16 protein-coding genes are annotated in these 14,451 nt (G+C 53.3%); 2 read left to right on the top strand and 14 right to left on the bottom strand.

What is annotated here, in order from left to right; genetic code table 11:
• Nucleotides 1–30: 30 nt before the first annotated feature.
• Entirely contained in the window at nucleotides 31–858 is an 828-nt protein-coding gene (locus ACT3TC_RS09795) for a hypothetical protein (RefSeq protein WP_444639873.1), read from the bottom strand.
• Between the two features lie 9 nt (nucleotides 859–867).
• Nucleotides 868–2,160: a nucleotide sugar dehydrogenase gene (locus ACT3TC_RS09790; RefSeq protein ID WP_444639871.1), complete on the bottom strand. Its 1,293-nt coding sequence runs from the start codon at nucleotides 2,158–2,160 to the stop codon at nucleotides 868–870.
• Nucleotides 2,161–2,364: 204 nt separating this feature from the next.
• On the opposite strand from ACT3TC_RS09790, the gene ubiG reads away from it, so the two are divergent.
• Both ubiG and ACT3TC_RS09780 read left to right on the top strand, forming a co-directional pair.
• Nucleotides 2,365–3,108 carry a bifunctional 2-polyprenyl-6-hydroxyphenol methylase/3-demethylubiquinol 3-O-methyltransferase UbiG gene (gene ubiG / locus ACT3TC_RS09785; protein ID WP_444639870.1) on the top strand — a complete coding sequence of 248 codons (744 nt, stop codon included), beginning with the start codon at nucleotides 2,365–2,367 and terminating at the stop codon, nucleotides 3,106–3,108.
• Nucleotides 3,109–3,783, top strand: a complete 675-nt coding sequence (locus tag ACT3TC_RS09780) for an HAD family hydrolase (protein ID WP_193053545.1) — start codon at nucleotides 3,109–3,111, stop codon at nucleotides 3,781–3,783.
• A 130-nt stretch (nucleotides 3,784–3,913) separates the two neighbouring features.
• Here the strand turns inward: ACT3TC_RS09780 and ACT3TC_RS09775 are convergent, their stop codons facing one another.
• From ACT3TC_RS09775 to aspS, 12 genes are all read right to left on the bottom strand, one after another.
• A complete protein-coding gene (locus ACT3TC_RS09775; RefSeq protein WP_444639868.1) occupies nucleotides 3,914–4,675 on the bottom strand; it encodes a YciK family oxidoreductase in 762 nt (253 codons plus the stop codon).
• A gap of 33 nt (nucleotides 4,676–4,708) precedes the next feature.
• A complete protein-coding gene (ybgF, locus tag ACT3TC_RS09770) occupies nucleotides 4,709–5,503 on the bottom strand; it encodes a tol-pal system protein YbgF (protein ID WP_172116613.1) in 795 nt (264 codons plus the stop codon).
• A gap of 47 nt (nucleotides 5,504–5,550) precedes the next feature.
• Nucleotides 5,551–6,096, bottom strand: coding sequence for a peptidoglycan-associated lipoprotein Pal (gene pal, locus ACT3TC_RS09765; protein WP_172116612.1), 546 nt, complete (start codon nucleotides 6,094–6,096; stop codon nucleotides 5,551–5,553).
• 40 nt (nucleotides 6,097–6,136) lie between these two features.
• Nucleotides 6,137–7,429, bottom strand: a complete 1,293-nt coding sequence (gene tolB / locus ACT3TC_RS09760) for a Tol-Pal system beta propeller repeat protein TolB (protein WP_444639867.1) — start codon at nucleotides 7,427–7,429, stop codon at nucleotides 6,137–6,139.
• Nucleotides 7,429–8,574, bottom strand: a complete 1,146-nt coding sequence (gene tolA / locus ACT3TC_RS09755; protein ID WP_444639866.1) for a cell envelope integrity protein TolA — start codon at nucleotides 8,572–8,574, stop codon at nucleotides 7,429–7,431. Before tolA ends, tolB begins: the two co-directional genes overlap by 1 nt.
• On the bottom strand, nucleotides 8,567–9,001 hold the full coding sequence (gene tolR, locus ACT3TC_RS09750) for a protein TolR (protein WP_444639864.1): 435 nt from the start codon (nucleotides 8,999–9,001) through the stop codon (nucleotides 8,567–8,569). Before tolR ends, tolA begins: the two co-directional genes overlap by 8 nt.
• Nucleotides 9,002–9,012: 11 nt before the next feature.
• Nucleotides 9,013–9,708 (bottom strand): protein TolQ, encoded by a 696-nt coding sequence (gene tolQ, locus ACT3TC_RS09745; RefSeq protein WP_172116608.1) that lies wholly within the window; start codon nucleotides 9,706–9,708, stop codon nucleotides 9,013–9,015.
• Nucleotides 9,709–9,781: 73 nt separating this feature from the next.
• Nucleotides 9,782–10,192, bottom strand: coding sequence for a tol-pal system-associated acyl-CoA thioesterase (ybgC, locus tag ACT3TC_RS09740; protein ID WP_172116607.1), 411 nt, complete (start codon nucleotides 10,190–10,192; stop codon nucleotides 9,782–9,784).
• Complete coding sequence (gene ruvB / locus ACT3TC_RS09735; protein WP_172116606.1) at nucleotides 10,189–11,226, bottom strand: Holliday junction branch migration DNA helicase RuvB; 1,038 nt, start codon at nucleotides 11,224–11,226, stop codon at nucleotides 10,189–10,191. Before ruvB ends, ybgC begins: the two co-directional genes overlap by 4 nt.
• Before the next feature lie 64 nt (nucleotides 11,227–11,290).
• The gene (ruvA, locus tag ACT3TC_RS09730; protein WP_444639862.1) at nucleotides 11,291–11,896 is read right to left on the bottom strand and encodes a Holliday junction branch migration protein RuvA; all 606 of its coding nucleotides are present in this window, start codon (nucleotides 11,894–11,896) and stop codon (nucleotides 11,291–11,293) included.
• A 68-nt stretch (nucleotides 11,897–11,964) separates the two neighbouring features.
• On the bottom strand, nucleotides 11,965–12,489 hold the full coding sequence (ruvC, locus tag ACT3TC_RS09725; protein WP_444639860.1) for a crossover junction endodeoxyribonuclease RuvC: 525 nt from the start codon (nucleotides 12,487–12,489) through the stop codon (nucleotides 11,965–11,967).
• Nucleotides 12,490–12,645: 156 nt separating this feature from the next.
• Complete coding sequence (gene aspS, locus ACT3TC_RS09720; RefSeq protein WP_444639859.1) at nucleotides 12,646–14,427, bottom strand: aspartate--tRNA ligase; 1,782 nt, start codon at nucleotides 14,425–14,427, stop codon at nucleotides 12,646–12,648.
• Nucleotides 14,428–14,451 lie beyond the last annotated feature (24 nt).

The raw sequence follows: 14,451 nt of genomic DNA, 5'->3' as shown, positions 1-14,451 counted from the left end.
TGTTGGCGGTTATAGCCTGTTCCACTACTACTATCTAAGCATTTCTATTTGGGCACTAAAAGCGAGTTGGGCCTGGCGAATTTGCCGTATATCACTTTCAAGGGTAGACAAACGCTGAGTCCACTGCTCTTCAAATGCCGCAATTTCATCACTTGGAGAGGATGAGTCTAACTGTAGCGTATTTAGCTGAGTGTCCAATTGATTAAAGCGCTCGCTCAAAGCAGCGATTTTCTCTTCCAACGGCCCTGTTACTGTTTGGTTTAACTGATTGACCTGCTCTTCCAGTGACGTGAGCTGCTGAGCGGTGGTTTGCTCCAAATGATTAACCTCTTCAACAAGGTTCTGCCGACCGGATATGCCCGCCTGTTCCAGCGCATCCAGGGAGGTGCTAAACGCTGCCAAGCGGCGATCACGTAAGGCAGCCTGCTCTTGGTACTGGGAAAGGCGCTGATTAAACGACGTTATCATCTCATTGGATGGGCGCTCTTCGTCATCTGTCAGCGCACCATAGAGCTCTTCACGCGTATTGATTAACGCAACAGACAGCTGCTCCTGCTCTTGGAACAGCGTTGTCATCTGAGCCTGCACTAGCGCAATTGTATCCTGCACATCAGTATCACCTGAGTCCAACCGAGCATGAACGTTAGAGACCTCGCCACTGACGCGGTGGAGTTCGGTTAATAAACGCTCGCGCTCAAACCACAGCACGACAGCGGCGCCTGCGAGTAGCACACAGAACAAGAGCATTCCAAGCCATAAGGGCCATACGAGAGGCCCTTTTCGGTGGCGCAGATGCTGAGCCGTTAAGCTTTGGCCTACATCGGGAACAATACGTTGGGAAGGCGTCGGATTAGGCATGGCATTTTCTCAAAAAGACGTAGGGTCGGCACGACGACCAATACCACGGTACTTTAAGCCGCAGTTGGCAACAAATGTAGGGTCGTAAATATTTCGACCATCTAACACCAGCTTAGCGCTGAGTAGCCCTGCAAGTCGATGCCAGTCCGGGTTCCAGTATGACTTCCACTCCGTAACCAGCATTAGCGCATCGGCACCTTCACACGCCTGATATGGGTCTTGATCAAATGTTTGAAGGTCATCGCGCTGCCCAACAAGCTGATGTAATGCGCTAGTAGCGGCGGGATCATGAAGCTTTACCTTTACACCTTGTGCCCACAAAGCGTCTAAAAGCGTCAATACCGGCGCATGGTCGATACGTGCTGTGCCAGGCTTGAACGCGGCCCCCCAAATAGCGATCGTTTTACCCGCTAACTCGCCTTCAAAATGGGCCCAAAGTTTACGGAACAGCGTCTCTTTTTTCTGCTCATTAATGTCCATGACCTGTTCAAGCAACGCGGAGTAACGGCCGCTTTTTGACTGAACATCTGCCAGGCGCATTAAGTCCCGCGAAAAGTTGGGGCCACCAAAACCACAGCCGGGATACAAATACTCAAAACCGATACGTGTGTCGGCCCCCATACCTTGGCGAACATGCTCAACATCCACGCCTAGTGTATCGGCTAAACCGGCAATTTCATTCATGTAGCTAATTCGTGTGGCCAGCATGCCATTGATGGCAAGCTTGGTAAGCTCTGCCGCCCTGCGCGGCATGGGCTGGAAAACTTCTTGGCGGCGATTGAATGCGCGTAAAAGCTCGCGTGCAACGTGCTCTCCGTGGGCATCATCACATCCAAGCAGCCAACGCGTGGGGCGAGTAAACGACGCCCAGGCACGCCCTTCTTCAAGCGTATCAGGCAAGGCCACGCTGCTATGTTGGCCTCTCATTAAATCATCCAAGCGCTCCGTTTCGCCGACCGGAAACGTAGAGTTATTAATTAACACGGCACCTTGCTGCAGACATAGTTCCGACTGTTGAAGCAGTGTGCTGGCGTCGTTACGCTGGCTTGGCGAAAGTGCAAGCCAGACAACATCAGCCGAAGACGCCTGTGATACATCATCAATCAGTACTAACGTGCCATCGGCCAGTCCCTGCTCGATATGCGGCATTAGCTCCGGCTCACTGCGCAGCCAATCCACCTGCGAAAGAACCGTCCAGGGCGCACTCTGATGAGGTAACCACTCTACTTGATGACCTACCCAGGCTAATGCGGACGCTGCTGTCACCGCACTTAGTTCACTGCCGTAAAGAAATACTCGCATTTACCGAACTCCTTGTACGGCGGAAAAGCGAGAAAATATAGCCATAAGATTCATACAATGGTCCTTTTCATGCGTTCTGACCTGGGAGTGGTTAGAATGTCCATAATACTGAATGATTGAGTGGATGCCACTCGCACTTGATGCTAATAACCAGGCTGGATAGGAAAACACTATCCATTGCTGACTGACGATGGGAGTCAACACATGCAAGCGACACCTCAGGATAGCACTGCTGATCGCTACCAAGGCAACGTCGATGCAGCGGAAGTTGCTAAATTTGAAGCACTTGCTAGCCGCTGGTGGGACCCAAAGAGTGAATTCAAGCCGCTACATGAGATAAACCCCCTGCGTCTGAATTTTATTGACGCACGCGCCGGTTTAGCCGGAAAACAGGTGCTGGATGTGGGCTGCGGAGGCGGTATCCTGAGTGAGTCCATGGCACATCGTGGTGCCAAGGTAACGGGCATTGATCTTGGCGAAGCGCCGCTTGGCGTTGCCAGGCTGCATGCAGAAGAGAGCGGCGTGTCCGTTGACTACCAAAATATTAGTGTTGAAGCGTTGGCTGCTCAAACCCCGGGGCATTTTGATGTCATTACCTGCATGGAAATGCTGGAGCATGTACCTGACCCCGCCTCAGTGATTCGGGCCTGCTGTGCGTTGGTACGCCCTGGCGGCTATGTGTTTTTTTCAACGCTCAACCGTACGCCAAAATCCTACGCATTTGCGATATTAGGCGCCGAATATGTCCTTAGGCTACTGCCCCGCGGCACCCACGACTATGCCAAATTTATTCGTCCGTCTGAAATGGCGGCATGGTCCCGCCAAGTGGGCTTGGAAGTACGTGAGCAAACAGGGCTGACCTACAACCCTCTTACTCGTCGCTACCGCTTAGTGGCTGACGATGTCTCTGTAAACTACATGATGTATTGCCGCAAAGTGAGTCAATAGATGCCAACAACGCCACCGCTTGCCATTCTGTTTGATCTTGACGGAACCCTGGTGGATACCGCGCCCGATCTTGCTCAAGCAACAAACGCCCTACGCGCCCACCACGGGCTGGCGCCCCTGGCCTACGAGCAGATTCGTCGTCAGGTTTCCAATGGGGGGAGCGCGCTAGTCACCTTGGCGTTGGATCTTGATCACAAAGCCCCAGGCCATGATACCGCCCGCCAGTTTCTGCTCGATGCCTATGAACAAGCCGTAGCGGTGCATAGCCAAGTATTTATCCCGCTTGACCAATGGCTTATTGAATGGCACGGAAATCAACGGCCCTGGGGGATTGTCACCAATAAGCCGCGCCGCTATGCCGAGCCTTTACTCGCCGCATTAGCGCTGGAGCCCGGTGCGTTGCTGTGTGCCGATGACCTGAGTGTTAAGAAGCCCGACCCGGAACCTTTGTGGGAAGCGGCCCGTCGTTTGGGCGTCGCGCCGGAACAGTGCTGGTATGTCGGCGACCACGTACGTGATATGCAAGCAGCGAAAGCCGCTGGCATGACAGCCGTTGCGGTCGGATATGGTTATATCAGTGAAGAGGATGATTATCAGCAGTGGCCCGCCGACCTGTGGTTTGAAGAGTGCTCAATGCTGGTTGATGCATTAAACGCTTTTAATGATGCGGCGTAGTTAGCAGCTTTCACTACAGCTGGCGTAACAACCACCGTTAGGGCCTTGCTTTAAGGCTCTTCTTAAAGGCTCTTCTTAAAGGCTCTTTTTTAAAGGCGCTGCATTCAAGCCCTAACGGTAGAATTAAGAATCAAACACGCGGCGGTTGCGCATCAAACTTTTGGCCGCTAACACCGGCACTATCGGGGCCCATTAGCCATAAATAGGTCGGCATAATGTCATTGGGCATTCGAAGTGTGGCAGGATCTTCACCAGGGTAGGCGCTTCGCCGCATTTGAGTGCGGGTAGCTCCCGGGTTAAGGGTATTCACCCGGATATTGGTTTGATGCTCAAGCTCGTCGGCCAGCACTTCAACAAACCCTTCGGTGGCAAATTTGGAAACCGAGTAGGCCCCCCAATACGCGCGCCCTTTGCGTCCCACACTGGATGAGGTGAAAATAATGGAGGCGTCGTCTGATTGCTTAAGCAACGGTAATAACGCTTGAGTCATCCATACTGGGCCATTGATATTCACCTGCATGACCTGCTCCCATAGCTCAGCATCGTACTGCTCGAAGGGAGTAATCCGGCCCAGCAATCCAGCATTATGCAAAAGCCCATCCAAACGACCAAATTCTTTATCGAGCGTTTTTGCCATATCATCGAAGTCACTAAGCGTTGCGCCTTCAAAATTAAGCGGAAAAATAGCGGGCTGTGGCCCACCTAACGCCTCAATTTCGTCATAGACCCGCTCCAGCTTTTCGATAGTACGGCCTAGCAAGATAACGGTCGCACCGTGTTGCGCATACTGCAACGCTGCCGCACGACCAATCCCATCGCCGGCTCCAGTGACCAATACGACACGGTTTTCAAGCAATTGCGGCGATGCTTGATAGTCGATTTTGCAACTCATGATACTTCCTGCAAACAAACATTTAACGTGATATTACCCAGCCGACTGGCGAAGAAAATCATTGGCAAGCCCAGCCGCACTACTTTGCGGATAGTCGTCACGCACTTGCTCTAGCAGCTCACGGCTGCGCTCTGCATCGCCTTGACGTGCTTTAACCAAACCAAGTTTATAAAGGGCATCGGGCACTTTACTGCTGCTATCAAAGTCGGTAATAACCCGGCTAAAGGCCGCATCGGCATTATCAAGCTGGCCTTCAGCGGCATACAATTCACCTAACCAGTAATAGCCATTAGAGGTCAAGCTGGTATCAGGATGAGCAGTGACGAATTCATCAAACGCTTGAATTGCCTCTTCAAATTGGCGTGCCTGAACATGGGCAAAGGCAGCCTGATAGTCCGCCTGGGCATCATCACTCACGTTACGTGCTGAGGGTGCACTGATAACTTCTTGAGCGGCCTCAGGTTCAACCTGTGGCGTAGACTGCTCTATGGGCGTAGATCCACTGCTCATTAGGCGGTCTTCGATATCCAGATACTGCTGCTGCGATTGGCGACGCAATTGTTCAAGCTGATGGCGCAACTCTTCAATTTGGCCACGCAACTGTTGGATTTCCTGCGTGTGCGCTTCCACCTGGTTGAACAGCACAAGGTTGCCACCGGATGCTTCCTGACGCTGAGTCTGCTGATAAAATCCGCTGGAATTACCGGAAGAAAGATCCTGGACCAGCGGCTGCTGGGCAATAGCTGCAAGGGGCAATACGGACAGCGGGAGCACTAAGGCTCCCGCACCGCACAGCCTCTCAAAACAGCGTTTGAGACTGTGATTCATGACGACTCCGTAGACAAAGTCGGCGTGCCGTTTACACGCCGTCAATATCAGTAATTAAATACAACGCGACGGTTTTGGGCATAAGCATTTTCGTTATGACCATTTACTGCCGGACGCTCTTCGCCATAGCTTACAACAGTCATTTGTGAAGGAGAAACGCCTTGGATATTCATGAAACGCTGAACAGCGCGTGCGCGACGCTCGCCCAGTGCCATGTTGTACTCCCGGGTACCACGCTCATCGGTATGTCCCTGTAACACAACCTGGGCACTCGGATTAGCACGCAGGTAGCGTACATGAGCCATTACCGCAGATTCATACTCGCTCTTGATAGCATCGCGGTCATAATCGAAGTAAATCGTGCGTACTTCAGGAATGCGAGAGTCAGCTTGTTGACCAGCGCCTGTACCTGAGCCGGTAGTAGAGCCATATTGACCACCGGTACCCGCACCAGAAGTGCCAGCGCCCGTGCTGCTGCCATTCTGGCTTCCGTAAGAATCCCCATCCTGGGTTCCGCCGGTGCTGGAGCAACCAGCAATCGCTACGATAGATAACGCTACGGCCAATGAGCGAGCCAACGGCTTAAGTTGCATAATCAGACTCCTTGCCTGAAAAAAATAACACGATAGATCATTAGTTTAAAAACGGTGACCATGCGGGGTCACGTACTTCGCCTTGAGCAGCAGGAAGCCGGAATGACGATCGCCCGTCGGCAGAAACGGCACTTAGCACCCCATTGTTACCCTCTTGGTTAGCGAAGATTACCATGGTCCCGTTCGGCGCAACACTAGGAGATTCATCTCTTATCGAATCGCTTATTACGACCAGCCGCCCTCCATCCAAATCCTGGCGCGCGACCTGGTATCCTCGGCTGGAACGGTGGATTAAAAAGATCTGATCGCCGTCCGGAGAGTAGCGCGCACGGGCATTATAATTGCCGGTAAACGTCACGCGATTTGTCTCGCCGCTACCTAACGAAAGCTGGTAAATCTGAGGGCCGCCGCTACGATCAGAGGTGAACAGCAGGCTACGACCATCCGGTGACCAAGCGGGCTCGGTGTCAATGCTATTGCTGTCGGTAACGCGCTCTACCGAGCGGTTAGCGATATCCATGATATAGATTTCAGGCTGCCCATCCTTGGATAACGACATAGCGATACGGCGACCATCGGGGGACCACGTGGGTGCACCATTGATACCGTCAAAGGATGTTGCCATGACACGCTGACCGGTGGCGATATCCTGGATATAAATCGCTGGGCGCTCCGTTTCAAAGGAAACATAAGCAAGCTTGCGTCCGTCCGGCGACCAAGTGGGCGACATAATCGGTTGATCAGACGTTAATACCTGCTGGCTATTGCGACCATCAGCATCGGCTATATAGAGACCGAACTGCATATTATCGCCAACCCCTTGGGCCGTTACGTAAGCAATGCTGGTTGAGAAAGCACCGCGTATATCAGTAATCGCCTCAAATATCTGGTCGCTGATATAGTGTGCCGCACCACGCAGATCATCGGCATTCGCTGTGACGGTTTCGCCAATCATCCGGCGCTGGCCACTGACATCCATCAGGTCAAACTGTAGCTGATAGCCGTTGTCCGTTTGCTCGGCACGCCCGACGACCAGATAACGCACGTCCAATGACCGCCAGGTCCCAAACTCAACATCATCCGCTTGGCTTGGTTGGTCAAACATGGCACTACGCTCTAGCGGTGAAAATAGACCACTACGTTCAAGATCATCCTGAATGATTTGAGCAACATCTTCCGACATGCCCTGATTGCCTGCGAAAGGCACCACCCCAATGGGTAATGCCTGGTCGCTGCCCCGTGTAATTTCGATGGTCAAGTTTGCATTCGCAGCTGCGAAACCACTTACTAGCAGTAGTACGCAAAATAACCACACTTTCCTTAGTTTTTGCATCAGCGAACATCCCCCGGGGTAAATCGCAGATTAAATTGACGTAAGTTCCGCTGCTGTTCCGCAGGTAAATCTCTTAATTCACCAAACGGTGCAGCATGTTCAACGGCTTGCATGGCAGATCGATCAAATGCACTGTCGCCACTAGATGTAGCAATTGACGTTGCAAGTAGTTCGCCCGAAGGGCCTAAACGTATTTGTAGCGTAGCACTCAATGAGTCGCTTGCTCCAGGTGGGATCAACCATGCCTGTTCAACCGCTCGACGCACAATATTGATAAAGCTATTGGCGGCCTGCTGCGCTTGCTGTGCATTGGCTGCTGCTTCCGCCTCACCTTCTAACTGGCGCTGCATAGCGGCTTCCGCTGCGGCAGCAGCTTGGCGTTCAGCTTCTTCACGAGCACGCTGCTCTTCAGCTTCACGTTGACGCTCTGCCTCGGCTTCTGCCTGAGCTTCTGCTTCAGCCGCTGCCTGGGCTTCTGCTTCAGCCGCTGCCTGGGCTTCTGCTTCGGCCGCTGCCTGAGCTTCTGCTTCGGCCGCTGCCTGAGCTTCTGCTTCGGCTGCTGCCTGAGCTTCTGCTTCGGCTGCTGCCTGAGCTTCTGCTTCGGCCGCTGCCTGGGCTTCTGCTTCGGCCGCTGCCTGGGCTTCTGCTTCAGCCGCTGCCTGGGCCTCTGCTTCCGCCGCTGCTTGGGCTTCTGCCTCACGGGCTTGAGCTTGCGCCGCCTGTTCTTGCGCTAGTCGTTCGGCTTCCTCAGCGCGGCGTTGCGCTTCGGCTTCTGCTGCGGCTTGGGCTTCTTCCAAAGCTTGTTCCTGCGCTTCAGCTTCAGCGGCAGCCTGCTGCTCGGCCTCTTGGTTATCCGGCTCTGGCTCAGCGACCTCCGGCTCAGGAACAGGTTCAGTTGAGCTGTTCATTGCCGCCTGCTGTTCAGTTACCTGTTGGGCCTGATCTGTGAACGTCTCGGTACTCACAAACGTGGCCTGAACAATGGATGAAGAGTCAGGTTCCGGGGTTGAACTGGGCCAATTGATAAGGCTAAAAACAATAATAGCCAAATGCACAGCGACCGCGAGGATGATTGGCAATGTGTAGCCAACGTCTTGCGGGTCATGCGGCGCAGCAACGGTTACTTGCGGCTTGCCCTTACTCATCTTGCGGTGGCTCTGAAAGCAGTCCTACGTTTTCAACGCCCGAGCGCTGGAGCGTGCTCATGAGTAGAATAATTTGTCCATACTGTACGCCTTGGTCGCCACGCACCATGACGGGCGTGCCCGGGCGACGTTGCAATATGGCCGAAACGCGTTCTGATATTTGCTCCAGCGAAACGGCGGTTGAATCCTCACCCAGCGTAATAAAATATCTACCTTCACGATCCACCGAAATAATGATCGGGTCACTGTCCTGAGTATCGATCGGTTCGGATGACACCTGAGGCAAATCCACCTGAACGCCTTGCGTTAGCATCGGAGCGGTAATCATAAAAATGACCAGCAGTACCAACATAACGTCGATAAAGGGGACAACGTTAATCTCCCCCATCGGCTTACTTTTGCCGCTGCGATTGAACGGACCTTGCATGGCTAACTCCCTTAACTGGCGCTAGGCTTGCCATCACGGCCTTGCAAATTACGATGCAAGATAGCGTGAAACTCTTCGGCGAAGTCTTCATATTTACCGAGTAAGCGAGACGCACTGTTAGATAAGCGGTTATAGAAGATAACAGCGGGAATAGCCGCGAAAAGCCCCATAGCGGTCGCAATGAGTGCCTCGGCGATCCAGGGTGCTACGGTTGCCAGTGTCGCTTGCTGGGTCATTGAAAGGGACTGGAAAGAGCCCATGATGCCCCAGACGGTACCAAACAAGCCGATATAGGGGCTGGCAGAGGCAACCGTTGCCAAAAACACCAGGTGTTGAGTCAGACGGTCTTCTTCGCGTGACCAGGCAACGCGCATGCTGCGCTGCACACCTTCAAGCACGGTGTCGGCATTGTGAGTTTTTGGCATTAGTCGGTTGAATTCACGAAACCCAGACTGAAAGATATGTTCGGCGCCATGGCGCGGGTCATCAGCTGGTATTTCTCGGTAAAGTTCGTTTAAGTCGACACCTGACCAAAACGACTCTTCGAATTGGTCGTATTCCCGCTTGGCACGGCGCAGCGCAATACTGCGCTGAAAAATCACCACCCAAGAGAGGACTGACCCCACCACCAAGAGTAGCATTACCAGCTGTACAACCGTGCTGGCATTCATAATCAGGTGCGGGATGGACATGGTGTTATCGTTCACAGGTGCCCTCATCAATCAATGATTGTCGGTCAAGCCCGACAAGTAGTGGTCTCTAAATTACGAAACCGCAGTGTTAAGAAATCGCTAACGTTTGTAGCTGGGACTGAAAAAAAGCGGGCCAGGCTTTGGGCCGCATCCGTTCAGCGCTCAAGCACGCTATCTCGACTGTCGCGCTGCATAGGAGTTCCTCACCGCGCATTACAAACTGCTCAAACGTTACTCGGCATCGCCCTATATCAATGACCCGTGCGGTTATCTCTAGCGCTTCGTCCAGGCGAGCCGGTTTCGCATAGTGACAGGCTAAGCGATATACCACTAGCTGCGTGCCCTCGTCTAGTAACGTTTGCTGGTTGAGTCCTTGCTCGCGCAGCCACTCACTGCGCGCTCGCTCCATAAACTTCAAGTAGTTAACGTAGTAGACAATGCCACCAGCGTCAGTATCTTCCATATAAACACGTAGAGGCATTGAAAACGAAGTACTCATGGGCGACGCTCCCCCTCCATATCAACCGAGTGCTCGTTGGGAACGCGGTTAAAGTGCCGCCATGCCTGACGCGTAACGGTACGTCCACGCGGCGTGCGCATCATCAACCCTTGTTGAATAAGATACGGCTCAATGACATCTTCTATCGTTGTGCGCTCCTCTCCAATGGCGGCCGAGAGAGAGTCGACGCCTACCGGTCCGCCTTCGAACTTATCGATCATCGCGAGCAGCAGCCGCCGGTCCATGTGGTCCAGACCATAGTGATCCACATTGAGCATATTAAGCGCCGCATCCGCCAATGCCACGTCTACGGTGCCATCCCCTTTAATTTCTGCGTAGTCACGCACTCGGCGCAGCAAGCGATTGGCAATACGTGGCGTCCCTCGGGAGCGCCGGGCAACCTCAACCGCGCCTTCATGGTTGGTTTTTACACCCAACAGGCGAGCTGAACGGGTCACAATTTCAGTGAGTTCTTCGAGATTATAAAACTCAAGCCGCTGAACGATCCCGAACCGATCACGTAGCGGTGCTGTTAAAAGACCTGCGCGGGTCGTCGCCCCCACCAGCGTAAAACGCGGCAAGTCCAGCTTGATGGATCGCGCAGCGGGTCCTTCACCAATCATGATATCCAGCTGAAAGTCTTCCATGGCGGGATAAAGGACTTCTTCAACGGCGGGCGATAACCGATGGATCTCATCGATAAACAAGACATCGCCTGGCTCAAGGTTGGTCAGCATGGCAGCCAAGTCGCCTGCACGCTCCAATACGGGACCAGACGTTGACTTAAGCCCTACGCCCATTTCCGTTGCAATGATGTTGGCCAGAGTGGTTTTACCTAGCCCTGGTGGGCCAAATACAAGGGTATGGTCAAGGCTCTCTTCGCGTAATCGGGCTGCGCCAATAAATATCTCAAGCTGCTCGCGAACCCGTGGCTGGCCGATGTAATCATCCAGCCGCTTGGGGCGAATGGCATAATCAATCCGCCCCTCTCCCTGTTCTGGTTCAGCCGCTATCAACCGATCATGTTCTAACATAGATGCTCTTTTTGAATATCTGGCGATCTGTTTGCACTGGGTGACGGCAAAACGGCGACCGCTATCAACCGCTCATTCGCCGTGTTAACGCTGCCTTGATCAAGGCCTCTGCCGATTGCTGTGGGTCAAGGTCTGAGAGCATTTTACTGGCTTCGGCTAGCTTGTAGCCCAGACTAACGAGTCCGGACTCGGCATCGGCCAGGTTATTACGGCTCGGTTGCCCATTGGTGCCTTCCAGGGCAAGCGGCGCGTCAGCACCTTGCTCCCATTCGGGAAAACGGTCACGCATTTCGATGATAAGTCGTTCGGCGGTTTTCTTGCCAACACCAGGCAGCTTGGTTAACGCCTTACTGTCATCATCACGAACACAGCGCATGAAGGCGTCTTCATCCATTCCTGACAAGATCGCCAATGCTAGCTTGGGACCTACACCGTTGACTTTAATCAGCGCCCGAAAAAGAGCGCGTTCGTGCTGCCGCGCAAACCCGTACAGCAGGTGGGCATCATCACGAATGGTTAAATGAGTATACAGAGATGTGCTTTCGCCTAACGCAGGAAGCGAGACAAGCGTATTCATTGAAGTCTCAAGCTCATAACCCACGCCATGAACGTCAATAACGATCCAGGGCGGTTGTTTTTCCAGCAAATAGCCACTTAGACGTCCGATCATAAATACGCTCGCGATAGTAAAAACAGACGGTTACTATAATGCTACTCTGTACAAGTGACCAGTGGTCGTTAGAGTCGCCAGCGCCCTGTAGAGGCGCGCCGCCCGCGCCCACGAGGCGTACTGGAAACTGAATTGTTGGTATAAGCGTGGGTTAATGCGATGGCCAAGGCGTCTGCCGCGTCCGCTTGGGGTGTGGCAGACAGCGTTAAAAGCGCGGTCACCATGTGCTGAACCTGTTCTTTATCTGCGCCTCCCTGCCCGGTTACCGCTTCCTTGATACGCCGCGCGGCATATTCGGCGACGCTTAGCCCGTGGTTTGCCATACATACCAACGCAGCACCGCGCGCTTGCCCCAGCTTTAGCGCTGAATCGACGTTTTTAGCCATAAAAACGCGCTCTATCGCAGTATCTGTGGGTTTGTACAAACCTACTACTTCGCTTAGTCCTGCGTATATTTGCGCCAAACGCTGCTCCAGCGGCCCTTCTGAGGTGCGAATGCAGCCGCTAGCAACATAGCTGGGTTTAACACCGACAAGATCAATAACACCATAGCCAGTAATTCGTGACCCAGGGTCGATGCCTAATATGCGCACGGGTAACGCAGCGCCTGCTTTATCCATTAACGTTTATCCGCTCAAGGTTACAAATTCCACACCACAAAAAGCAATGATACAAAAACACCGACGCCGGGGCGTCGGTGTTTTTAGCCATTGTGCAACTCATAGCCGTTACATCAAATAGCGCCAGGCTTACTCGCTGGCTGCTTCAGGCTTGGCTTTTTGACGCAAGCGGATATTAAGGTCTTTCAACTGATCTGGGCTAACCTCACCAGGTGCATCCGTCATTAAGCAAGCGGCGCTTTGCGTTTTCGGGAAGGCAATAACTTCACGAATGGTGTTGGCACCGACCATTAACATCACCAAGCGGTCCAGGCCAAAGGCCAAACCACCATGAGGCGGTGCACCGTACTGAAGTGCATCCAGCAGGAAGCCAAACTTCTCCTGGGCTTCTTCCTCGCCAATACCCAGAATCTCAAACACCGTGCTTTGCATGTCTTGATTATGGATACGGATAGAGCCGCCACCCAGCTCGGTACCGTTGAGCACCATATCATAGGCGCGTGAAAGCGCTTTTGCCGGGTCAGCCTTGAGCTCCTCCGGCGAGCAGGACGGCGCGGTGAACGGGTGGTGCAACGGGCTTAAGCGACCATTGTCATCCGCCTCGAACATCGGGAAGTCGACCACCCACAGCGGTGCCCACGCTTGGGTGTACAGATCAAGATCAGCACCCAGCTTAACGCGCAGCGCGCCAATGGCTTCGTTAACGATGCGCGTTTTGTCAGCACCGAAGAAGATGATATCGCCATCTTCTGCGCCAAGACGATCAAGCAGCTCTTCAACGATGTTTTCCATGAACTTGACGATAGGCGACTGAAGCCCTTCAAGTCCTTTGGCACGCTCATTGACCTTGATCCAAGCCAACCCTTTCGCGCCATAGATACCCACAAACTTGGTGTATTCGTCGATTTCCTTACGCGAGAGCTTGGCACCGCCCGGTACTTTAAGCGCGGCTACTCGGCCATCATCGGCACTGGCGGGGCCAGAGAAAACCTTGAAATCGACCTGTTTCATTAGGTCGTCAACGTCGGTCAGTTCAAGCGGAATACGCAGATCCGGCTTGTCTGAACCAAAACGGTCCATAGCTTCTTGCCAGGTCATGCGCGGAAATTCTGACAGTTCAACGTTCAGCACTTCCTGGAAGAGCTGACGAATCATGTCTTCAGTGATGCCCATGATGTCGTTTTCTTCGACAAATGACGCTTCGATATCAATCTGAGTAAACTCAGGCTGACGGTCGGCGCGCAGGTCTTCGTCACGGAAGCACTTGGCAATTTGATAGTAACGATCAAAGCCCGCCACCATCAGCAGCTGTTTAAAGAGCTGTGGAGACTGAGGCAGTGCAAAGAAGCTACCCGCATGCGTACGGCTAGGCACCAAGTAGTCACGGGCGCCTTCGGGCGTCGCACGCGTTAGGATCGGCGTTTCGATATCCAGAAAGCCCTGATTTTCCAGGAACGCACGGACGTTATGCGAAATGCGCGAGCGCAGACGCAGTTTTTCGATCATGTCGGGGCGACGCAGATCAATATAGCGGTGCTTCAGGCGAACTTCTTCACCCACCTTGCCATGCTCATCAAGCTGGAACGGCGGTGTGGCCGCGGTGTTCAGCACTTCAACGTCTTTGGCTAGCACCTCAATCATGCCGGTGGGCATATTGGGGTTTTGGGTACCTTCTGGGCGCAGCCTAACGCGGCCGGTAATACGCAGAACATACTCACCGCGCGCACGATCAGCATTGGCAAATGCATCAGCAGTATCCGGGTCTACCACAAACTGCGCAATGCCATCACGGTCACGCATATCGAGGAAAATTACCCCGCCGTGGTCGCGACGACGGTGTACCCATCCGCAAACGGTGACCGTTTGATCTACCAATGTCTCGTTTAGCTGGCCGCAATAATGGCTGCGCATGTCAAATCCTGTTCTGTTTCGTGG

The organism is Halomonas sp. AOP27-A1-41 (genome assembly GCF_052378605.1).
GTDB lineage: Bacteria > Pseudomonadota > Gammaproteobacteria > Pseudomonadales > Halomonadaceae > Vreelandella > Vreelandella citrativorans.
Note: the sequence above shows the minus strand (reverse complement) of the source record. Positions and strands in the feature narration are given on the sequence as shown.

Bases quoted from the DNA above. Each gene is read 5' to 3' on its own strand.
- ACT3TC_RS09795 (WP_444639873.1), bottom strand. From the start codon at position 858: ATGCCTAATCCGACGCCTTCCCAACGTATTGTTCCCGATGTAGGCCAA.
- ACT3TC_RS09790 (WP_444639871.1), bottom strand. From the start codon at position 2,160: ATGCGAGTATTTCTTTACGGCAGTGAACTAAGTGCGGTGACAGCAGCG.
- ubiG (WP_444639870.1), top strand. From the start codon at position 2,365: ATGCAAGCGACACCTCAGGATAGCACTGCTGATCGCTACCAAGGCAAC.
- ACT3TC_RS09780 (WP_193053545.1), top strand. From the start codon at position 3,109: ATGCCAACAACGCCACCGCTTGCCATTCTGTTTGATCTTGACGGAACC.
- ACT3TC_RS09775 (WP_444639868.1), bottom strand. From the start codon at position 4,675: ATGAGTTGCAAAATCGACTATCAAGCATCGCCGCAATTGCTTGAAAAC.
- ybgF (WP_172116613.1), bottom strand. From the start codon at position 5,503: ATGAATCACAGTCTCAAACGCTGTTTTGAGAGGCTGTGCGGTGCGGGA.
- pal (WP_172116612.1), bottom strand. From the start codon at position 6,096: ATGCAACTTAAGCCGTTGGCTCGCTCATTGGCCGTAGCGTTATCTATC.
- tolB (WP_444639867.1), bottom strand. From the start codon at position 7,429: ATGCAAAAACTAAGGAAAGTGTGGTTATTTTGCGTACTACTGCTAGTA.
- tolA (WP_444639866.1), bottom strand. From the start codon at position 8,574: ATGAGTAAGGGCAAGCCGCAAGTAACCGTTGCTGCGCCGCATGACCCG.
- tolR (WP_444639864.1), bottom strand. From the start codon at position 9,001: ATGCAAGGTCCGTTCAATCGCAGCGGCAAAAGTAAGCCGATGGGGGAG.
- ybgC (WP_172116607.1), bottom strand. From the start codon at position 10,192: ATGAGTACTTCGTTTTCAATGCCTCTACGTGTTTATATGGAAGATACT.
- ruvB (WP_172116606.1), bottom strand. From the start codon at position 11,226: ATGTTAGAACATGATCGGTTGATAGCGGCTGAACCAGAACAGGGAGAG.
- ruvA (WP_444639862.1), bottom strand. From the start codon at position 11,896: ATGATCGGACGTCTAAGTGGCTATTTGCTGGAAAAACAACCGCCCTGG.
- aspS (WP_444639859.1), bottom strand. From the start codon at position 14,427: ATGCGCAGCCATTATTGCGGCCAGCTAAACGAGACATTGGTAGATCAA.